At 54.7% G+C, this 20,296-nt stretch carries 19 protein-coding genes; 8 read left to right on the plus strand and 11 right to left on the minus strand.

The window, feature by feature from the left end:
- The first annotated feature begins 9 nt into the window (after positions 1-9).
- The 5 genes from MHI43_RS02900 to MHI43_RS02920 are packed head-to-tail and all read left to right on the plus strand — an operon-like array spanning position 10 to position 6,593.
- A complete protein-coding gene (locus tag MHI43_RS02900) occupies positions 10-1,251 on the plus strand; it encodes a Gfo/Idh/MocA family oxidoreductase (protein ID WP_036664699.1) in 1,242 nt (413 codons plus the stop codon).
- Positions 1,248-3,368, plus strand: a complete 2,121-nt coding sequence (locus MHI43_RS02905) for an acetylxylan esterase (protein WP_036664697.1) — start codon at positions 1,248-1,250, stop codon at positions 3,366-3,368. Before MHI43_RS02900 ends, MHI43_RS02905 begins: the two co-directional genes overlap by 4 nt.
- The gene (locus MHI43_RS02910; RefSeq protein WP_036664696.1) at positions 3,361-4,635 is read left to right on the plus strand and encodes a Gfo/Idh/MocA family oxidoreductase; all 1,275 of its coding nucleotides are present in this window, start codon (positions 3,361-3,363) and stop codon (positions 4,633-4,635) included. Before MHI43_RS02905 ends, MHI43_RS02910 begins: the two co-directional genes overlap by 8 nt.
- Positions 4,636-4,681: 46 nt before the next feature.
- The gene (locus MHI43_RS02915) at positions 4,682-5,419 is read left to right on the plus strand and encodes a glucosamine-6-phosphate deaminase (protein WP_036664695.1); all 738 of its coding nucleotides are present in this window, start codon (positions 4,682-4,684) and stop codon (positions 5,417-5,419) included.
- Positions 5,420-5,435: 16 nt separating this feature from the next.
- Positions 5,436-6,593 carry an amidohydrolase family protein gene (locus tag MHI43_RS02920; RefSeq protein WP_341283220.1) on the plus strand — a complete coding sequence of 386 codons (1,158 nt, stop codon included), beginning with the start codon at positions 5,436-5,438 and terminating at the stop codon, positions 6,591-6,593.
- Positions 6,594-6,669: 76 nt separating this feature from the next.
- Here MHI43_RS02920 and MHI43_RS02925 read toward each other — a convergent pair whose 3' ends face one another.
- Positions 6,670-8,670, minus strand: a complete 2,001-nt coding sequence (locus tag MHI43_RS02925) for a S9 family peptidase (RefSeq protein ID WP_036664693.1) — start codon at positions 8,668-8,670, stop codon at positions 6,670-6,672.
- 328 nt (positions 8,671-8,998) lie between these two features.
- Between MHI43_RS02925 and MHI43_RS02930 the strand changes: the two genes are divergently transcribed.
- Positions 8,999-9,583: a nitroreductase gene (locus MHI43_RS02930; RefSeq protein ID WP_036664692.1), complete on the plus strand. Its 585-nt coding sequence runs from the start codon at positions 8,999-9,001 to the stop codon at positions 9,581-9,583.
- A 100-nt stretch (positions 9,584-9,683) separates the two neighbouring features.
- A complete protein-coding gene (locus tag MHI43_RS02935) occupies positions 9,684-10,055 on the plus strand; it encodes a hypothetical protein (RefSeq protein ID WP_012818768.1) in 372 nt (123 codons plus the stop codon).
- A gap of 101 nt (positions 10,056-10,156) precedes the next feature.
- On the opposite strand, the gene MHI43_RS02940 is transcribed toward MHI43_RS02935, so the two are convergent.
- Positions 10,157-10,348, minus strand: a complete 192-nt coding sequence (locus tag MHI43_RS02940; RefSeq protein ID WP_036664690.1) for a hypothetical protein — start codon at positions 10,346-10,348, stop codon at positions 10,157-10,159.
- 217 nt (positions 10,349-10,565) lie between these two features.
- Here MHI43_RS02940 and MHI43_RS02945 point away from each other — a divergent pair, with 217 nt between their 5' ends.
- Complete coding sequence (locus MHI43_RS02945; protein ID WP_009594154.1) at positions 10,566-11,396, plus strand: aldo/keto reductase; 831 nt, start codon at positions 10,566-10,568, stop codon at positions 11,394-11,396.
- Positions 11,397-11,495: 99 nt separating this feature from the next.
- On the opposite strand, the gene MHI43_RS02950 is transcribed toward MHI43_RS02945, so the two are convergent.
- The 9 genes from MHI43_RS02950 to MHI43_RS02990 all read right to left on the minus strand — a co-directional run bounded on the left by MHI43_RS02950 (position 11,496) and on the right by MHI43_RS02990 (position 20,295).
- A complete protein-coding gene (locus tag MHI43_RS02950; protein ID WP_036664688.1) occupies positions 11,496-12,074 on the minus strand; it encodes a PadR family transcriptional regulator in 579 nt (192 codons plus the stop codon).
- Positions 12,075-12,078: 4 nt separating this feature from the next.
- The gene (locus MHI43_RS02955; protein ID WP_012818771.1) at positions 12,079-13,605 is read right to left on the minus strand and encodes an MDR family MFS transporter; all 1,527 of its coding nucleotides are present in this window, start codon (positions 13,603-13,605) and stop codon (positions 12,079-12,081) included.
- Positions 13,606-13,996: 391 nt separating this feature from the next.
- Positions 13,997-14,404, minus strand: coding sequence for a VOC family protein (locus tag MHI43_RS02960; RefSeq protein ID WP_012818772.1), 408 nt, complete (start codon positions 14,402-14,404; stop codon positions 13,997-13,999).
- 66 nt (positions 14,405-14,470) lie between these two features.
- On the minus strand, positions 14,471-14,674 hold the full coding sequence (locus MHI43_RS02965; protein ID WP_341283221.1) for a hypothetical protein: 204 nt from the start codon (positions 14,672-14,674) through the stop codon (positions 14,471-14,473).
- 45 nt (positions 14,675-14,719) lie between these two features.
- Positions 14,720-15,781: a glycoside hydrolase family 130 protein gene (locus tag MHI43_RS02970; protein WP_012818773.1), complete on the minus strand. Its 1,062-nt coding sequence runs from the start codon at positions 15,779-15,781 to the stop codon at positions 14,720-14,722.
- Positions 15,782-15,828: 47 nt separating this feature from the next.
- Positions 15,829-16,773 (minus strand): DUF1861 family protein, encoded by a 945-nt coding sequence (locus tag MHI43_RS02975; RefSeq protein ID WP_012818774.1) that lies wholly within the window; start codon positions 16,771-16,773, stop codon positions 15,829-15,831.
- 40 nt (positions 16,774-16,813) lie between these two features.
- Complete coding sequence (locus MHI43_RS02980; RefSeq protein WP_012818775.1) at positions 16,814-18,454, minus strand: alpha-glucosidase; 1,641 nt, start codon at positions 18,452-18,454, stop codon at positions 16,814-16,816.
- Positions 18,455-18,590: 136 nt separating this feature from the next.
- A complete protein-coding gene (locus tag MHI43_RS02985) occupies positions 18,591-19,430 on the minus strand; it encodes a carbohydrate ABC transporter permease (RefSeq protein ID WP_012818776.1) in 840 nt (279 codons plus the stop codon).
- Complete coding sequence (locus MHI43_RS02990; protein WP_235201867.1) at positions 19,417-20,295, minus strand: sugar ABC transporter permease; 879 nt, start codon at positions 20,293-20,295, stop codon at positions 19,417-19,419. The genes MHI43_RS02985 and MHI43_RS02990 overlap by 14 nt, the downstream gene beginning before the upstream one ends.
- Between the last annotated feature and the right edge of the window lies 1 nt (position 20,296).

Below are 20,296 nucleotides of genomic sequence, written 5' to 3' on the forward strand. Positions count from 1 at the left end.
ACTTACGATATGAAGAAGTACGTGCTGGTCGGCGCTGGATCGAGAGCGCTGTATATGTTTGCTAAGCCGATGGTTACCGACTGGAGAGGCGTCCTTGCCTTTGAAGGCGTGTATGATGCCAATCCGGTGCGGGCGCGCTTTCTGAGCGAGGAGTGCGGGGGGATCCCCGTCTACGATGATTTTGACGGAATGATCGCCGCCGCGAAGCCGGATGTCGTGATCGTGGCGAGTACGGATTACACGCATCATACCTACATCGTGCAAGCCTTGAGGGCAGGCTGCGACGTCATTAGCGAGAAGCCGATGACGATTGACGAAGACAAGTGCCGAGAGATTCTGCAGGCGGAGTCGGAGAGCGGCAAGAAGGTGACGGTCACGTTCAACCTTCGGTTTGCGCCTTATTTTGCGACCGTGAAGGAACTGCTGCTGCAAGGAGCCATCGGAGATGTTTACCATATTGATCTGGAGTGGTTTCTGGACCGCCGGCATGGCGCGGACTATTTCCGCAGATGGCACGCCGAGATGAAGAACAGCGGCGGGCTGCTGGTTCACAAGTCCACGCATCACTTCGACATCGTGAACTGGTGGATGAACAGCCGTCCCGCGGAAGTTCATGCGTTTGGGACGAGACGGGTGTACGGGGACGACCGGCAGGACCATGGAGAACGATGCCTGACTTGCCACCGGAAAGACGAGTGCGAGTTCTATATGGATATCGAAAAGGATCCGTTTCTTGAAAAATACTATCGCCAGGCGGAAGAAGCCGACGGCTATTTGCGGGACCGCTGCCTGTTTGACGGCCGGATCGACATTTATGACACGATGTCGGTCAATGTCCGGTACGACAATGATGCGATGCTGACCTATTCCCTCGTCGCCTATAGCCCGTATGAGGGCTGGCGCGCCGCGATCAACGGCAGCAAAGGCCGGATTGAGGTCTCGAATGTATACAGCAACGCGGATATGAAGCAAGGGGAAGCGAGCCGGATTCATATTTTCAGAGCCGATGGCACGGAAGAGCTGGTCGAGGTCAATACATCGGCCGCCGGTCACGGCGGCGGGGATGCAAAGCTGCGCAAGGCGCTGTTCGAAGGCGGGATCGAAGATCCGCTAGGTCAACAAGCCGACAGCTCGGTAGGCGCCGAATCCCTTCTGATCGGCGCCACGGCCAATCGCTCCATTGCCGAAGGCCGGGCGATGAAGCTGCCGGACGTATCGCCGACGCTCGTCAACAGGAGTTCATCGAGATGAACAGCGTTCAGGAACTGGAGCAGTATGTTTGCACGCTATACGACACGCGGGATCAGTTGAAAGCGCATGTGTTCGAGCGTTCCGATGCCGCATTTGCCGCCGGGGATGCTATCCGCGATTCCATCGTCACGGCCGAGGCGGCAAGAGAGCGGCAGGAGGCCATAAGGGCGGCCTTCCTGAGGTCCATCGGCGGTCTTCCCGATGCATTCGCGAACCCGGGACGGGAGGAAGGGGCGGCATTCGGAGAGGAAACATCGCCTGACAGGTCTCCGCTTAAGGAACGTTCGCGCTGGTCCACGGGGAACGCCGGCAACATGTCAAATGGTAGAACCGATACCCTTCTTAACGGACGCACAACGGGAAGTATTCGCGGAACCGGCTTTCATATAGAGAAGGTGATGTTCGAGTCCCTTCCGGGGTATGCCGTCACGTCGAATCTGTATCTGCCCGATCACCGGGAAGAACGCTCCGCGGCCGTCCTGTTTCTGAGCGGGCACGAGCTGGGGGCGAAGCATGATGCCTATTATCAGCGCGTCATCCAGCACTTCGTCCGGGCGGGCATCATCGTGCTGGCCATCGATCCGATCGGGCAGGGCGAGCGCCTTAGCCTTCATGATTTCGAGCATCGGGAAGGGAGCGTCCTATGGGGAACGAAGGAGCATCAGCAGTACGGCGTTCAGTGCCATATGCTCGGCGACAGCGTAGCCCGATATTTCGTTCACGATGCCATGCGTGCCATCGACTACTTGTGCGAACGGCCCGAGGTCGATCCGTCGCGGATCGGCGTAACGGGAAATTCCGGCGGCGGAACGCAGACGGCCATGATGATGGTCTGCGATGAACGCATAGCGGCGGCGGCTCCCGCCACCTTCATCATGAATCGGCAGCTGTACATGCATGCCGGCGGCGTGCAGGATGCCGAGCAGGTATGGCCGGGCCTGTCCGGGCTGGGTTACGACCATGAGGATCTGCTTATCGCTTTTGCGCCGAAGCCGCTGATCGTGTTGGCGGCAGAATACGATTTCTTCCCGATTGAAGGCACGCGGCGCACCGTTGATCGCTGCAGGCGCTTCTGGGAGCTGCTCGGTCACCCGGGCGACCTGCAGCTTGTGACCGACGCCTCGACGCACCGCTATACGGATCGGCTGGCCGCGGCGGCCGCGGCATTTTTCGTCCGGCATCTCGAGGTGAAGGTTGTTCCCAACGATGCCATGAAGATCGAGGCGCTGCCTCCGGAACAACTGTGGTGCAGTCCCAGCGGTCAGGTGTACCGGGATAAGGCGGACGGAAGGACGATCCGGGACTTCAATGCCGATCGCTGCGACCAGCTGGCAGCAGCCCGTTCGCTGCTGCCGACGCAGCAAAGACAGGATCAAGCAAGGCAGTGGCTGCAGGAGAAGATTTACGCCTCCCGGAAGCCTTGCGAATTGAACCCGCGCATCATTGGGCTGGGCACAGTGGAGGGCCTTGAGGTCGATTATCGCTTGTGGTGGTCGCAGCAGGGCATCATGAACAGCGGTTATGTATTCCGACTGGCCGAGGATACAGCCGAACGAAGGCGGCTGCTGACCGTTGCCGTTTGGCGGGGAGGGACCCGCCATCTGAAAGCGCATTGGGCCTGGATTCAGGAAACCTGCCGATCCGGCCGCGCCGTGCTGGTGCTGAACACGTCCGGGGTCGGTCCTCATGAGCCCTATCCGATCTATGGTAAGCCCGCGCGTTCTTATTTTGGGGTGCTGCATAAGCTTGCCGATGATTTGATCTGGCTCGGGGACAGTTTGGCTGCGCTGCGCACGTACGATGTCATCCGGTGCATGGAGGTTATCTCCCACTTTGATGAGTGGCAGGCGGGAGCGATCCCGTTCTATACGGTAGGTCGGGAAGGGTTGTATGTGCAGCTTGCCGCGGAGGTTGACCACAGAATCGGCACGATTACGGCCATTCATCCTGTGTGTAGTGCAGCCGATCTGGTCAGGGCGCGGCAGCTTGAGGAGGAGGAAGCGATGAGCGTCGTGTTTCCCGGCATTTTCAAGATGCTTGATCCCTCCGAGCTGAACGAACCAAGGGTAGAATATCGCGGGCAACTAGAGGGAAAGGATGTGGAAGGACATGAGTAAACCAAAACCACTAACGGTCACGCTGGTCGGAGCCGGCCTTCGCGGCATGATTTACAGCGGATATGCGCTCCAGCGACCGGAGGAGATGCAGATTGTTGCCGTTGCCGATCCGGATGAGGTGCGGCGCAGCCGCTGCCAAGCGAAGTTCGGGATAGCGGATGAGCAATGCTTTGCAAGCTGGGATGAGCTGTTTGCCGGACCCCGTCAATCGGATGCGGTCTTCATCTGCACGAGGGACCGGGACCACTATGAGCCGACCATGAAGGCGTTGGCAGCCGGGTATCATGTGCTGCTGGAAAAGCCGATGTCCCCGGAGTGGCAGGAATGCATCGATATGGGCCGGCAGGCGGAAGCCTTCGACCGTACGTTAACGATTTGCCATGTTCTCCGGTATGCGCCTTTTTTCCAAGAGCTTAAACGGCTGCTCAATGAAGGACGAATCGGCCGCCTGATGTCGATCCAGCACAACGAGAACGTCGGCTATTGGCACCAGGCCCACTCGTATGTGCGGGGATATTTCAATAACAGCGAGTCATCCAGCCCGATGATTTTGGCCAAATCCTGCCATGACTTGGACATCATGCAATGGCTGGCGGGAGGCCGATGTCTAAGCGTGGCCTCCTATGGCCACCTGTCGCATTTCCGTCCGGAATCGGCTCCGCCCGGCGCGCCGAAGCGCTGCCTGGATGGATGCCCGGTATCGCACGAATGCCAGTACTATGCGCCGAATACGTATTTGATCGAGAATGCAGGCTGGAAAGGCGAGGCTGCGAGCAACGACCCGAGTTACGAAGCGCGTTACCAAGCGATGCTGGAGGGTCCTTTTGGCCGGTGCGTGTACCATTGTGATAACGACGTCGTGGATCATCAGGTCGTCAGCATGGAGTTCGAGCATGACATTACGGCGGTGTTCACGATGAGCGCGTTCACGGAGAAATGCAACCGTACCATCAAGCTAATGGGCACCGAAGGCGAAATACGGGCCACGATGGAGACTAATGAGATCGAGATCCGCCGTTTCGGCAGCGGCAAGCAGGAAGTGATCCAGCTCGTCGATCCGGAAGGCCATGTAGGCCATGGCGGCGGGGATATGCGTTTGATCGCCGATTTTGTGAAGTCGGTTCAATCCAAGGGACAGCATAACAGCACAACCTCTGCCCAAGCATCGATCCAGAGTCATCTGATGGCGTTTGCCGCCGAGCGTTCCCGCGTAGAAAAACGCATGGTGAGGCTGGAGGAATTTATGAATAGCGGCGTTCTGGCCTAATGGCTTACATTTCTACAATGTTGTACAACAAGGAGGAATTATCATTATGCAGTTGAACATCTTGGAACATGCGGATCAGGCAGGCTTGGAGGCGGCCCGCGCTTGCGAGGCGATTCTTCGCGATACAATCGCGGATAAAGGAAAAGCGCGAATCGTCCTGTCGACGGGCGCGTCGCAGTTTGAGTTTTTGTCGCATTTCGTGAAGCTGAATCTGGAATGGGAACGAATCGAAATGTTCCATTTGGACGAATACATTGCGCTGCCGGAATCCCATCCGGCGAGCTTTCGCAAGTACTTGAAGGAGCGCTTCCTGAAATATGTGAGCGTCGGTCAAGCTTGGCTCATCAACGGGGAGGGCGATCCCGAGGAAACGGTGAAGCGGCTGAACGAGGAAATCGTCAAAGCGCCCGTGGATTTGGCCCTGATCGGGATCGGGGAGAATGCGCATATTGCCTTTAATGATCCGCCGGCCGATTTTGATAACGATTCGCCTTATACGATCGTGAATCTCAGCGATACCTGCAAGAGCCAGCAGGTAAGGGAAGGCTGGTTTGCAACGAATGAGGAAGTGCCCAAACAGGCGATTACGATGACGGTCAAGCAGATTTTGAAGAGCCGCCATATCGTATCGGTCGTGCCTCATCAGGCGAAAGCGGCAGCCATTCAAAATACGATTCAAGGCGGGGTCGATAACCGGGTGCCGGCTACCATCCTGAAGACGCATTCCAGCTGGATGCTGTATCTGGATAAAGCATCGGCAGCGCCGATATATCAATGGGCTTAGGCAGGGGGCACCTATGATGTGGCGTGGAAAGCTCCCGCACACCGGCGAGCCGGTTGAGGTAGAGTCGTCAGACGGACGGATCGCGGCTATACGACGGTTAGGTCAGGGGGATAAGACGGCGTTGCTGCCCTGGATCAGCAGCGGCTGGATCGATGTGCAGGTCAACGGCTTCGGCGGATACGATTTGAATGGAACCGTGACGTCGCAAAGCGACATTGAAGGTGTGACGCGGGCGCTGCATCGGTGCGGGGTCGCCGCCTACTTGCCAACGGTCATCACGGGCAGCTACGACCGGATGCGTCAAGCATTTCAGGCATTATCCAAGTATGCCGGGTCCAAGCAGTTCGGGAGCGCCTCGATAGTCGGCATTCATATGGAAGGCCCCTATCTATCCGATGAAGACGGCAGTCGCGGGGCGCATCCGAGGGAGTATATCCGGAATCCGGATTGGGATGAGTTTCAACGGCTTCAGGATGCGGCTGACGGGCTTATCCGGATGGTGACACTCGCGCCGGAGCGCGAAGGCTCGGTTCCATTTATAGAGAAGGTAGTCAAGGCAGGTGTTATCGTCGCGATCGGGCATACGATGGCAACCGGCGAGCAGATCGATCGGGCAGTGCAGGCAGGGGCGACGGTTTCGACGCATCTGGGGAACGGCTCGCAGCCCGTTTTGCCGCGCCACCCCAACTATATCTGGCACCAGCTGGCGGACGACCGTTTATGGGCCACCTTTATACCGGACGGCCACCATCTGGCGCCCCCTGTGCTGAAAGCGATGCTGCGGGCAAAACGGAACAAAGCGGTGCTTGTCAGCGATGCCGTCATGTTCGGCGGCATGGCTCCCGGAAGGTACAGCAGCCTCATCGGAGGCGAAGTCGAGCTGACGGCGGACGGGCGCCTGCATACGGTAGCGAATCCGGCGATACTGGCCGGATCCGCTTCTTCGCTGGAGGTTGGCATTGCGAATGCGATTCGCTATACGGATATGACGTTGGCGGAAGCAGTAAGCGCGGTCACGGTCCGCCCGGCTATGGTGCTGGATATGCCGCAGTTGGGCGAGCTTGCGCTCGGGAGCCCGGCGAACCTGACGCTGTTCGACTGCGATACGGACGGATCGGGCATGGTGGTCCGGGAGACTGTTGTAGCGGGCGAGAGGGTGTACGGTCCTGTTTGATGAACCAACACAAAAAAACCATCCCTGTCGAGCGTTCATTGCGCCAGCTCGCACGGGGATGGTTTTTCTTTTGATGTTATTTTTCGATATGCTCCACGAACCAGCGCACGATGTGCCTGAGGCGCCGGACCCGCAGGTGCGGCTTGCCGCTGCGGGACAGGTTATGGTCCGCGCCGGGGAAGCGAATCAGCTGGGTTTCACGGCCCAGTCGCTTCAAGGCGATAAACAGCTGTTCTCCCTGCTCGATCGGGCAGCGGAGGTCCTGTTCGCCGTGAAGGATAAGCAGCGGCGTGCTGACATTCTTCACGTAAGCGAGCGGGGAGTGCTTCCACAGCTTGTCGAGATCGTCCCAAGGATTGCCCCAGATTTGATCCTGGGTAAAGGTATAGCCGATATCGCTGACGCCGTAGAAGGAAATCCAGTTCGATATCGAGCGCTGGGTTACCGCAGCTTGGAATCGGTCGGTATGACCGATGATCCAGTTGGTCATGAAGCCGCCGTAACTGCCGCCGGTCACGCCGAGACGGGAAGCGTCGATATAAGTGTAGGTATTCACAACATAATCCACGGCTTCCATCAGATCCTGGTAATCCCGCCCGCCGTAATCGCCTCTGACGGTATTGACGTGGACTTGACCGTATCCATGGCCGCCCCGCGGGTTGGTATAGAAAACGGCATAGCCGGCTGCCGCCAGCAGCTGGAACTCATGCATGAACGTGTGTCCGTACATGGCTTGCGGACCGCCATGAATCTCCAGCACGGCCGGGACCTTGGAGCCTTCCGCGAAGCCGGCAGGCTTCATGATCCAGCCTTGGATCGGCCAGCCGTCCGACGTACGGAACGTAAAGGACTCCGGCGTGCTTAACGTAAGCTCGTTCCACAGCTCCTCATTGCAGTTCGTCAGACGGCGTTCCTCGTTGCTGCCTGTAGTGAAGCTGAACAGATCGCCTGGCTGCAGCGGGTCGGCAGCGGCAAATACCACGTTTTCTTCCGGTGTCAGTGCGAATTGGTACACCTCGCGTTCACCTGCCACCACCAGCTCGAAGGAGGAGCCGTCCAAGCCAAAACGTCCAATATGGACGCCCCCATCCTGGCTGAGCTGAACGTAAACCGATCGGCCGTCCTTGCTGAACAGGGGAGGCGTTCCCGCCCCAGCTCTCATGTCGCTGACAGCGGCGTGCCCGAGCTGAACGTCCATGTCCGTGAAGAGGACGCGGGCTTCTCCGCCCGAGAGCGGAACCAGGTGGATTTTGGTCAGCGTGGCAAACCCGCAGCTGAGATCGCTGGCAAGCATGAGTACATGCTGCCCGTCCGGGGTGAACGCAATGGAACCGATCGAGAGGGTTCCGTCCGTGATTTCGGTTACCGATCCGCTGGACAGGTCCATGACAAACACATCGTTCGTCAAGCGAAGATCCGGGTCCGGGAAATGCTCCGTGGCGAGGGTGCTGCTGTATGCGATGCTACCGCCGTCGGGTGACCAGGCAAAGGCATATACGTCAAAATCGCCTTCGGTGATTGGTTTGCATTCTTCCGTAGCCGGATTCACGATAAATAGATGATGTCGGCGGTCATTCCATAATCCGGGGCCATCGGCTTTATATTTAATGCGGTTAATGATTTTTTCTTCCGGCAGCTTGTGCTTGTCGTCTTCGTCTTTCTCTTCGCTTTCGGTAGATTCAGCCGCTTCGGCTTCGCTCCGAACCAGCAGACGCGAGATGTCCGGCGACCATTTAAATGCGCTGACGCCGTGCTTTAGGTCGGTAGCGGGGCGGGCTTCCCCTCCGTTGGCAGGCATGATCCATACCTGTGGCTTATCGCCCTTTTTGCGCAAGAAGGCAAGCTCAGACCCGTCGGGGGACCAAGCGGGTGCTGCATCGGCCTCGCCGGAAGTGAAGGGAATATCCTGATCGCCCCCTGCGGGAAGCAGGCGGATATGGGAACGGTAACCGTCGTGCTTTTCGCTGACGGACTTATGTACATAGGCTATGGCCCCGCTTGCGGGGGATACGACAGGGTCATTCACCCAGTGCATCCGGTACAAATCCTCGGGCGTTATAAGTCGCTTATCAGTCATGAATCATCCTCCTAATCTTCTTGTGTGAGTTAAACCCCATTATCCCAGATAATGGCATGGAAATCTAGATAAAATAGAGGAGAAGGATGTGAACGTTTCGATCCAAATGCTAGTAAAACAGAGGAGGATTTACAATAATTCTAGGCTGTAATCGAGGATTTGGAGACAGAGAAGAGCTTGTTATTCTTCAACTGGTCAATTTATGACATGAACCGTACCCGAGAATCTCGATAGGTGTCCCCTTCTCTTTTTGTTATAATTGAGATAGACTCTCAATTAGGAGTATGCAAATAAGACCAACTATATATAGCTCGGGAGGAAATCAAATATGAACGTAAGTGAAGCTATCCGCACGCGCCGCAGCCTTGGCAAGGTCAAGCCTGACGCCGTACCGCAGGAGTTGATCGAACAGATCGTCGAAGCAGGAACCTGGGCGCCGAACCACAAGCTGACGGAGCCGTGGAAATTCTTTGTCATGCAAGGGGAAGGCCGCGACGTGCTCGGCAATGCCCTGGGTGATATTCAGGTGGCCGGCGGCGACGATACGAGCGAAGAGGCCGTGAACGCAGCGCGCGAATCGGGACGTACGAAGGCGTACCGCGCTCCGGTCGTCATCGGTGTGGCGGTTGAGCCGTCGACGGATCCGAAGGTGATTGAGCTGGAAGAGTACGGAGCGGTATTCGCCGGCATCCAGAACATGCTGCTGCAAATTCATGAGCTGGGTCTTGGCGCCGTGTGGAGAACCGGCGAGCCGTGTTTCCATGCGCTGATGAACCAAGCGTTCGGATTGAAGCCTGACGATAAAATGCTGGGTTTCCTGTACATCGGGTATCCGGACATGGAGCCGAAGCAGGGGAAACGTCAACCGGCCACGAACAAGACGGTATGGCTGAATAGTGCTGCAGACCTGTAGTTGATCTATCCCCGGCCGCAAAAATCCGGTATAATGGACCCTAAGTTTATCGAAGGGTGCTGGGCATCCGGGGGGATTGACACTAGGGGAGTGTACATGGATGAAATTTCGGTTTAAACAGTGGGATCTGGGGAGCAAATTTATTTTTATCGCAACCTGTTTGGCGATAGCCTCTTTCTTTTTTAAATGGCTGGATATCGGCGTGGCTGCGGAGAACGGCTTTATGCAGGGTGGCGTGTTGTTCATCGTATGTTTCATCTATCCGTTTTTGAAAGTGGTTCGCGAGAAGAAGATGAACAAGCTGATTGCCTACGCCTTTGCGCTGGTCGCTATTTTCCTGACCATGATGTATGTGTCGTCCAAGACCATTGATTTTTTTGGAGAGACGATCAGAGGAGCGGCCGCTGGGCCGTATCTGTTTCTGGCGGCATGCGGGCTGCTGACCTTCGGTATTTTTAGACGCAAGGTTTAAAACGATAGGTTACATGCAAATGCCGTAACGATTAATAAAGGGCCGAGCCTATAGCAGCATGCTGCCCATAGGACGGCCCTTTTTGGCGATGAATGATGGGATTAGCTATGGTGGAGAAGCGCGAATCCGCTGATCGAAACGGCGTAGACGATGATCAGCACGACGGCAAGCCTCTTGGCGCGGCTGTTCAGTTTGAAGGCGGCGGACAGTCCGTTATTCACGATATTTCCGACGAAGAGAACGAATGTAATGGCAAGCGCGGTTAAGGCAACGATAAGCATGAGTTTTTCCATGGGGTATTAATTCCTCCTGATTAAACGGCCGCAAAGCCTGTTTTTCCTGTATCTGTTCCCATTGTATCCGACGAAGTTTAAACCCCGTTTAAATGGAGTTAAAAAATGTCCGCAGCCCTCGCAAGGGCTGTAACGTTGAGCGGGATACTGGGATTTTGATATACTGGAGAAAGCGGCCAAATATCCGCTGCATTACATAAACAGGAGGGATTTCAGAATGGCCAATCAAACTTTTACCGATGGACCTACTTTGAATGACGGCGTAAAAATGCCGTGGCTGGGCCTTGGCGTATGGAAGACCAAAGAAGGCGAAGAGGTTATTCAGTCCGTAAAATCAGCAATCGCTGCAGGGTACCGCAGCATCGATACCGCTGCCATCTACGGCAATGAAGAGGGCGTAGGGCAAGCCATTCGCGAATCCGGCGTTTCGCGGGACGAGCTGTTCATCACCACCAAGGTATGGAACGATGACCAGGGTTATGAGAAGACGCTGCAAGCTTTTGAGACGAGCCGCAAGAAGCTGGGGCTGGATATCGTTGATTTATATCTCGTGCACTGGCCGGGTAAAGATAAATACCTCGAGACGTGGAAGGCATTGATTCATTTGCAAAAAGAAGGCCTCGTTCGTTCCATCGGCGTCAGCAATTTCCAAATCCGCCACCTGCAGCATATCATTGAGGATACCGGCGTGGTACCTGTCGTCAACCAAGTGGAATTGCATCCGCTGCTTTCCCAGAAGGAATTGCTGGGCTATGCACGCGAGAATCATATCGTTCTGGAAGCGTGGAGCCCGTTGATGCAGGGCAACCTCGATCAACCGGCGCTCGCGCAGATCGCGGAGAAATACGGAAAAACCACGGCGCAAGTCATTCTGCGCTGGGACATTCAGAACGGCGTCATCGTCATTCCGAAATCGATTAAAGATCATCGGATCCGTGAAAACGCCGGCATCTTCGACTTCGAGCTTTCCGCAGAAGATATGGCGGCCATTGACGGCTTGAACCAAAACAAACGTTTCGGCTCCAACCCGGATGAGTTCCTGTTCTAAATTTCGTTTTCATATAAAAAAGCGAGCACCAACCCTGAGTGAGGGAAGTGCTCGCTTTTTTTGCGTATTCAAGGAAGTGGGCGATAGAATCCCCCGGAATTACCTGTTCCGGTCGTCCTCCGGAAACAACGGCTCGCCGATCGTGCCGAGCTTCCCATGCACCAGGTCCTCATGCAGCCGTCTTAACCAGTTCAGGTCGGTCTTGGCGTGCTCATACATCCCGATCATCAGGTGCTGCGTGCTGCGGGGGACGATATGCTGGTGCTCCACGTATAGTTGGTACGCCTGGTTCACCCGGTGTTCGGCTTCCCGGATCCGGGTCTGCAGGATGGGGGCCAGAACGGCGGGGTCTGCGTGGCGAGAGAAGGGCAGCGCCATATACAGCGGGTGGTGCACGGGCTCGATGTCCCTGAATTTCTTGAGCAGCAGCTGTTCAAAAAGCTTGCGTCCGGATTCCGTGATCCTGTAGATGGTTTTATCCGGACGGCTGTCGCTTTGGATGGTTTCCACGGCCTCGATGTATCCTTCCTCGACGAGCCGGTCTACCGCGTAATAGAGGGAGCCCATCTGGAGCTTGGTATATTGATCCATGCCCCGGTCCTTCATCTTGATCCGGATCTCGTACGGATGATGGTCTCCTTCCAGCAGCAAGCCCAGGATGGCCAGCTTCATGGACATGCCATCAGGCTCCCTTGGCTTTGGCGGGAACGGTCACCCGTTCGTTGCCCATCATAAGGACGAACACGAGAGCCAGCACCGCCGGCACAAGCGCCCACATGAACGTGTTCGCGATGGAATCGGCCAATGAAGCCGTGATCTGTTCGCGCACGTTCGGCGGGAGCTGCCCCATCACTTCAGGCGAAAGGACGGCATCCGCGTTTAACTCGGCACCGGCCGGCGCGTTTAACTCGGCACCGGCCGGCGCGTTTCCTCCGGCTTCCGCGAGCCGATTGTTCAGGCCGTTGCGCTGGATGATCCCGAAGATTGTAATCCCCACCGTCATGCCAAAGGAACGAAGGAAGGAGTTCGTCGATGTTGCCGCGCCGCGCTGTCTGGCATCAAAGTTATGGATGGAGGCCATGCTGAGCGTGGAGAACGAGAACCCGACGCCAAAGCCGGTCAGGACCATGAAGAGCGTTAACAGGTAGCGCGGCGTATCCGGGCTTATCGTGCTTAGGCAGAAAATGCCTGTGATAAAGCACAAGACGGACAGGATCATGATGTTTCTAAACGAAGTCCGGGTCGTCAGCATACCGCCGCCTTGGCTCCCGAATACGCTGCCGAGCATCATCGGCATCAGAATGAGGCCCGAATTGGTTGCCGATCCACCGTACACTCCGCTCACAAAGATCGGGATGTAGATGGTTGCCACGATAAACGTTGCTCCATAGAACAAGGCAACGATATTGCTTGAAGCAAACAGGCGTTTACGGAACATTTGGAACGAAATAATGGGTTCGGCTGCTCGGGTCTCTGCGAACAGAAACACGATAAACAAAGCAATGAATCCCCCGAACAAGCCCAGAATTTGCGGAGAATCCCATGCATAGGTTTGCCCGCCCAGCTCCAGACCGAACATCAGACAGATGATGGCGCCGACAAGCGTCGCTGCCCCGGTCCAATCGATCTTCTGTTTGGCATGGGAACGCGATTCCTTGTAAGACGTCATAATGAAGATAAAGGACACGATTCCGATCGGAACGTTGACATAGAATATCCATTCCCAGCCGATGCTGTCGGTGATAAAAGCACCCAGCAGAGGTCCCATGATGCTGGAGGTGCCGAATACGGCGCCGAGAAGACCCGTCATCTTGCCGCGCTTCTCCGGCGGGAACAGGTCAAACACGATGGTAAACGCAATCGGCATAAGAGCACCGCCGCCGATTCCTTGAATCGCCCGGTAAATAATAAGCTCTGTCATATTGTTCGCCATCCCGCAGAGGGCAGAACCAATCAGGAAGACAACCAGTCCGAATATAAAGAACCGCTTCCGTCCGTACATATCGGACAGCTTTCCGAATATCGGCGTGCCGGCCATAACGGCAACCATGTAGATCGAGGTTACCCAGACGACTTGGTCGAAGCCCTGAAGATCGCGGATAATCGTCGATAACGCGGTCGCTACAATCGTGTTATCGATGGCGGCCATGAAGATGCCGAGCAGCAGACCAGCGACGACCAATTTGATGTTGCTTTGTTGTGCATTCATGTTAAGGATACTCCTTTTCCTTATTCAACTATGTACATATTATTCAAATTTGAATAATTCGGTGGTTATATTGTAGCCGGATTAACAGAAGTTGGCAAGATGTTGAATGCACGGCCTGTCTCTACATTTTGCACAAGAAAAAACAAGGTCAACCCTGTATACGGGATGACCTTGAGATTATCGGGTGATAGCCGCCGGAATGTCGTTGCAATCAAGACCCTTGTCGGCAGATTCGTTTCGGGAAGCGGCCGCATGGTTCGGATGTTTTTTCAGCTCTGCATGTTTCGTGTGGTACGGCGCACAGGATAATAAAACGGCGATCAAGCGGATGCTTGTTTCCACAGGGGCCACGGGTAAGGTATGACAGAGATTCGGCTGGCGATGGCAGCGTCTAACAGTTCATCTGGGGCGATTTCGGATCCAGCTGCATGAATTCGATCCGGTTGCCGTCCGGGTCCCTGGCCCAGCACTGCCAGTTGAAGTCTTTTCCTTGAACCGGCTGGACGTCCAGCTTCACGCCCTGCTTGCGAAGGTGCTCCGCGATGCGCTCGATGTCTTCAACCTCAAGGCAGAGATGGGAGAATCCGACGGGCCGCTCTACACGGGCCGGTTTATTTTGTCCGCCGTAAAACAGCTCGATAAACTGTCCATCACGCACCTTAATGTACTCGATCCACGGTTCGCCCTGATCATTGGGAATATCAAAAGCACGGGTAAAACCAAGCACATCACAGTAAAAATGCAGGGATTTCTCCATATCGGCAACATCGAACGCCAGATGGGCAATTCCTTTAATCATGACGGCATTCCTCCTCGGTATGTATTCGAAGCATGAGATAAGATGATTTCCTAAGTTCATTGTAACTTATTTTGTATACGCTTCCATATATATTTGCGGCATCGGGGAAATAAAACCGGGATCCTGGCTGAGCCACTCAGGCATGCAGCGGAAGCCTGTCATGCGGATGCCAAAAAACCCGAGGCCTGCAATAACCAGGCCTCGGGTTTTGGGGGGAGGATCCTCGTGACATGGCGACACGAGGATCCATTTGGCATATCTTCTGCTCATCAACGATCATTTCAAATGCATCGGCCGTTATCAAACACAGAGATCTTATACATAGGTCAGGCTGTCCAGAATTTCTTTTACGCTCAATTCGGCGCAAGCCATGGAGGTATCGGCTACTCCATAATACATCCTCACGACATCGCCATCGACCAATGCGCCGCAGGAGAAGACAACGTCTCCGAAGAATCCGTTCTTCTCATAATCGGCCTCGGGCTCCATGATCGGTTGATTGGAGCGGGCGATGACTTTGGATGGATCGTTCAGATCCAGCAGCAGGGCACCCATGCAGTAGCGGTGATCCAACGTTGCGCCATGATACAGCTCCAGCCAGCCTTTATCCGTGCGGAATGGTACGGCCCCGCCGCCCATGCGGCCGCTGTCCCACATGCCATCGCGCAGGCCTGCGAGATGTTTATGGTTGCCCCAGTATACGAGATTATCGGATTCGGCGATCCACATTTCCGGGTTGCCCGTGCTCTTGGTCGTTGGACGGTGCAGCGCATAGTATTTGCCGCCTATTTTCTCAGGAAAGATCAGCACGTCCTTGTTGTCCGGTCCGAAAATCATCCCGTGATGCGTGAAGTTCACAAAATCTCGCGTCGAAACCATGGATTCGCCAACGCCTACCGAAGATACGGCGGAGAAGTAGATATAATACGTATCGCCGATCTGCGTAACGCGCGGGTCTTCGATTCCGAACGCTTCCAGCGACTGCGCGGGATATACCAGCGGCTTGTCGTCGATGGTAAAGCTATGACCGTCCGTGCTGCGTGCCACTCGAATATAGGATAAGGAAGTCAAATATTCGAAGGTAGCGCTGTGATTCACATTACGAATGACACGCGGGTCGGAGAAATCATAACGAGCATCGTCGGTACGGAATTCCAAAATGTCCAGCTTCTGTGTATCTGCATCGAATACAGGCGCTTTGACAATCATCGGATCGGCGCTGATCGGGCGCTCCGCGACCCGAAGCAGCAGCAGCACTTCGCCGTTATATTCGGCAACGCCTGCGTTGAAGGCGCCAATCACTTCGAAGCCGTCATGATACGGCTTCACGTCGGCCGGTGTAATCAGAGGGTTCTCCTCATATCTGTAAATATTCATGGTTGTTTACCCCTATCCAATGTTCTTATTTATTTGGAAACTGCTTCTTACTGTTCGAATTTGAGGAACGGATCCTGAATGGTTATACGATGCGCTTCCGCATCGCTGATGCCGGCATAGAGATCGGCGGTACCGTCAGCATGGCGAACGAGGCCTCCGCTAAACACGACGTCAGCGAGATCCGGACGCTTGGTTTCACCCGGCAGGAATTCGGCGCGTACGGCAATCAATTCCATATCGCTAAACTCGCCCGTCTGCGGATCTAGCGCAAACGCCATCGGATAATAGTGGCGATCCCCGGCTTCGTCGAAGCTGGCAACATGGCCAAGCACGCCGACAAGCCCATTGCTCAACAAGTGCAGCTCGTTGGCCCCGCCCCATTCCGAATCGATGAATTGGTCACCCAGAAGGGGGGCATCGTTAACGAGCTCTACCGTCACGTCTTCCAGCGAGCTCACCTTGGTAAACCCGATTTTACCTCGGCCGCCTTTTTCGCCTTGAGGACGAGTAAATACGCCGATTTCGCCGCCTGCCAGCTCCGTGAGACGCAAATCCTTCATCGCGTCGGGACCCGTGAAGAAAAGGGAGAGCTCGTTCAGCGTTTGGCCTTTCCGGAATACGGTTCTCCACATCAGCGCATTCTCCATCGTGGGGTGAGGGAAGATTTCAACGCCACCCAGAACCAGTTCGCCATGAATGAAGGTAAAGAACGGATCCTGAAGCGTAAAGACAGGGGCGCCTTCTTTCGGTACCCAGGTGCCGTCCTGCTCCACGAAGAAGCGGATTTCGGAATGCTCGCTGTCTCGCGACTCCACCCGGCCTGCAATGACGGTGACTCCGTCAATCCTGAAGGGAGCCGTGATATTATATACGTCTTTGTCGCCTACACCCGAAAACGAAAGCTTGACCGGGTTCTGGACCGTGGATTTTTTGCATTGATATTCTTGCAGCAGGGTTGCGCAAGTTTTTACAGAGGATTTGTTTAATGCCACCGTATGATGCCTCCTTATATAAACCATAAATAATTGCGTCTTAGGATACCCATACCGCAGCCGTGTGCGGTGGGACTTCGATTACCGATCCGCCGAGGGATACCATCTCGCCGCTTGCAGCAGCCAGCTCCAGCCTCTGGTCTGACCAATCGGACAGGTCCAGCCGAAGCGGCTGATAACCGAATTGAAGGACAATGACGGCTTCCTCGCAGCCGGATCGTTTGGTATAAGCGATTGCCGATCCCTCCAATTGCTCCAGCTTTACGTAATCGCCGGAAGAGAGGGCGGCATGCTGGACACGAAGCGAAAGCAGCTTTTTATAAAAAGAATACATGGAATCCGGCTGCTCCCGTTGCGCTTGCGCATGGATCTGTTCGTGCCCGGGCCCCATCCCGATCCAAGGTGTTTGATCCGAGAAGCCGCCGTAACGATCACCGTTCCATTGCATGGGGGATCGGGAGTAGTCGCGGCTCTTGGCCCGGGCCAAGTCCATAGCCTCCTCTTCCGTTCTTCCATTCTGAATTGCGGCTTCGTAGTGGCCGAGGCCCTGGATATCCCTCATGTCCTCGATCCGGTGCGCGATATGGTTCCTCATCCCGATCTCGTCGCCATAATAGATGAACGGAACGCCCTTCGCCGTTAACATGAGGGCTGCCATCAGTTTGGCTCGCTGCTCCTCGAACTGCGCATCGCCTTCGCCAAATCTCGAGATGTGGCGCTGCATATCATGGCTGCTGAAGAACAAGGTGGGGAGCTGATCGGATGCATGCTGGTCTTCCATGCGTTGAATCTCCCTATATAAATCCTCCGGGCGAAATTGCTCCTGACTTCCCAGGTTGAAATTGAAAACCACATCGAGAAGGCCGCTGCCGCTGTAGCGGAGCAGGATGTCCATATCCTCGGAACCGACTTCACCTACCATAAAAATGCCTTCGCGTTCATGCACATGACGGCAAATGTCGCCGATCGCCTCCACAATCCCGTCCTGGTTCTGATCGTACCGGTGGATCTGTTCGCCGTTATCATCTAACGGATTATCCTGAAAATCACCGGAGACCTTAAGGAAATTGATGACGTCCAGCCGGAAGCCGTCGATCCCTTTATCCAGCCAAAATCCCATAACATCCTTCATGGCTTGCCGGACTTCCGGGTTGGCCCAATTCAGATCCACCTGTTCCTTGGCAAAGGCATGGTAATAATACTGCCCCGTGCCTTCATCCCATTCCCAGGCGCTGCCTCCAAAGAAGGACTCCCAGTTATTCGGTGTCTCTTGATTAACGGGAGACTTCCAGATATACCAATCGCGCTTCGGAGAAAGGGTGGAGGATTTGGACTCCTGGAACCAGGCATGGGCTGATGAGGTATGGTTCAGCACGAGATCCACAATGACCCGGATACCCCGCCGATGGGCTTCATGAATGAAACCATCGAAATCTTCCATCGTTCCGTATTCCGGATCGACGGCATAATAATCCGAAATATCGTAGCCGTTATCGATCTTGGGCGATTGATAGAAGGGAGTCAGCCAAATTCCGCCGATTCCGAGTTCCTTCAGGTAATCCAGCTTGGAGGTGATCCCCTTAAAATCTCCGACGCCATCCCCATTGCCGTCACAGAAGCTTGGCATGTAAATTTCATAAAAGACGGTTTTTTGCCACCACTTTTTTTGGTTTCTGTCCATACGTTTCCACTCCCGGATGAAAGCTGTTTTCATCCCTTTATTTAAGAGAAGCCCGGATAGGCAGGTTGTAAAGTACAGACCCTCATATTCGAGCTTCCTGCAACGTTCTGATGCGTCATTTGAAGCCACCAGCGTTTTATTTGAGACTGAACTGCATGCCTTCCTTGAACTTTTTGCCGAAGATCGCGAACATGATAATAATCGGCACGGTAAGCAGGACGGATGCCGCATAGAGCGGACCCGGGTAACTGCCGTATGGCCCGAACATCTGGGACAAGAGTACGTTGAGCGTCAGCATGTCGTCGCTGCGGACAACGATCATGTCCCATAGAAGCTCGGTCCAACGCTCCATCAGCAAGAAGAGGAAGATCACCGCAGTGATGGATTTGGACATAGGCAGCATGATTTTGTACAAAATCTTGAAATCCGATGCCCCATCCAGCTTCGCTGCTTCGATAAAAGCATCCGGTACGGCTTTGAAAAAGTTGGTGTACATGAAGATCGCCCATAAACTGACGGCCTTCGGAATGATCATAGCCCAGTACGTATCGTAAAGTCCTACCTTCTGAATAATGAGAAAGTTCGGAATCAGCAGAATGATCGCCGGGAAGAACATATGGAACAACACGAAGTTATTCACGGTGTCGCGTCCCCGGAATTTCAATTTGGACAGCGCATAGGCCACCATGATTCCGAACAGCATCATAAGGAAGGTGGAGGCTACCGAGACGATGACGCTGTTGAAGAAGGCGTTCATCCATGGCCGGGCAATGCCAACCTCGCCTCCGGTAAGAAGCCATTCATAGGATTTTAACGAGAATTTGCTTGGAACGAGCTGCCTGTCCACCTGCGCCCAATCGGCAAAAGAGTTGAGCACCATGTACAAGTAGGGGTACACCATGACGAGAAGCAGAAGGGTTGCCAGTACATAGCGGCCCGCGAGACGACGTTTACTATTTTTCTTAGACCCAACCATTTCGTTTCCCCCAGCTTTCCAGCAGTTTACGAATCACGAAGATGGAGATGAACGTTACGATGGATGCCATAATGGCAATCGCAGACGCGTATCCGGCTTGCAAATTCGTAAAGGCTTGATTAAAGATTTCCATCTGCCATGTATTGGTTGCAAAGTTCGGCCCGCCGCCTGTCAGCTGGTAAACTTCCGTGAAGATACCGAAGGTTACGCCGAACGAGAGAATGAGCGTTGTATACAGGGCAGGGTACAAGAGCGGCAGCGTGATTTTCCAGAATCGCTGCCTGTCGGTTACCCCATCAATGGCAGCTGCTTCATAAACTTCCTTATCAATGCTTTCAAGCCCCGAGGTCAGGATCAAGGCATAATAACCCGTGAACTTCCAGGCCAAAATCAGACCGACGATAAACAGCGCCGAGAACGGTGAGCCGAGCCAGTCGATATTGATCCCGAATGTGCCTCTCAAGAATTCATTGACCGGACTGTTGTAGGACAGAAAGCCCTGTACAATCAGGGATGCAACAACACCAGAGGACAGATACGGCAGAAAGAAGCCGATCAGGTACACGCTTTTGAACTTGGGCAGTCCCTGTATAACAACGGCGACGGCGAGCGACATCGCGGTTACCAATGGAACAAACAGCATCATGAACTTGTAGGTAACCCAGAACGCGGATTGCACCCCGGGTGCGGCCATGGCTTTTCGGAAATTATCCAGCCCTACAAAATCAAATTCGGGGGCAATCAGGTCCCAATTCGTAAAAGAAAGGTACAAGGACCAAAGGAGCGGCCCCAGGAAAAATACCAATCCGAAAATAATGTAGGGACTGGCAAAAAGCCAGCCCAACTTATTGTTTTGCTTATTAATC

This window comes from Paenibacillus sp. FSL H8-0457 (assembly GCF_038051935.1).
Lineage (GTDB): Bacteria > Bacillota > Bacilli > Paenibacillales > Paenibacillaceae > Paenibacillus_AQ > Paenibacillus_AQ lautus_A.

Coding starts and splice junctions, on each gene's coding strand:
- MHI43_RS02950 (WP_036664688.1), bottom strand. CDS start 12,074: ATGTCCATGAAGCTGGCCATCCTGGGCTTGCTGCTGGAAGGAGACCAT.
- MHI43_RS02970 (WP_012818773.1), bottom strand. CDS start 15,781: ATGAATATTTACAGATATGAGGAGAACCCTCTGATTACACCGGCCGAC.
- MHI43_RS02965 (WP_341283221.1), bottom strand. CDS start 14,674: ATGAGCAGAAGATATGCCAAATGGATCCTCGTGTCGCCATGTCACGAG.
- MHI43_RS02925 (WP_036664693.1), bottom strand. CDS start 8,670: ATGACTGATAAGCGACTTATAACGCCCGAGGATTTGTACCGGATGCAC.
- MHI43_RS02985 (WP_012818776.1), bottom strand. CDS start 19,430: ATGGTTGGGTCTAAGAAAAATAGTAAACGTCGTCTCGCGGGCCGCTAT.
- MHI43_RS02905 (WP_036664697.1), top strand. CDS start 1,248: ATGAACAGCGTTCAGGAACTGGAGCAGTATGTTTGCACGCTATACGAC.
- MHI43_RS02935 (WP_012818768.1), top strand. CDS start 9,684: ATGAAATTTCGGTTTAAACAGTGGGATCTGGGGAGCAAATTTATTTTT.
- MHI43_RS02900 (WP_036664699.1), top strand. CDS start 10: ATGAAGAAGTACGTGCTGGTCGGCGCTGGATCGAGAGCGCTGTATATG.
- MHI43_RS02945 (WP_009594154.1), top strand. CDS start 10,566: ATGGCCAATCAAACTTTTACCGATGGACCTACTTTGAATGACGGCGTA.
- MHI43_RS02955 (WP_012818771.1), bottom strand. CDS start 13,605: ATGAATGCACAACAAAGCAACATCAAATTGGTCGTCGCTGGTCTGCTG.
- MHI43_RS02915 (WP_036664695.1), top strand. CDS start 4,682: ATGCAGTTGAACATCTTGGAACATGCGGATCAGGCAGGCTTGGAGGCG.
- MHI43_RS02930 (WP_036664692.1), top strand. CDS start 8,999: ATGAACGTAAGTGAAGCTATCCGCACGCGCCGCAGCCTTGGCAAGGTC.
- MHI43_RS02960 (WP_012818772.1), bottom strand. CDS start 14,404: ATGATTAAAGGAATTGCCCATCTGGCGTTCGATGTTGCCGATATGGAG.
- MHI43_RS02920 (WP_341283220.1), top strand. CDS start 5,436: ATGTGGCGTGGAAAGCTCCCGCACACCGGCGAGCCGGTTGAGGTAGAG.
- MHI43_RS02910 (WP_036664696.1), top strand. CDS start 3,361: ATGAGTAAACCAAAACCACTAACGGTCACGCTGGTCGGAGCCGGCCTT.
- MHI43_RS02940 (WP_036664690.1), bottom strand. CDS start 10,348: ATGGAAAAACTCATGCTTATCGTTGCCTTAACCGCGCTTGCCATTACA.
- MHI43_RS02980 (WP_012818775.1), bottom strand. CDS start 18,454: ATGGACAGAAACCAAAAAAAGTGGTGGCAAAAAACCGTCTTTTATGAA.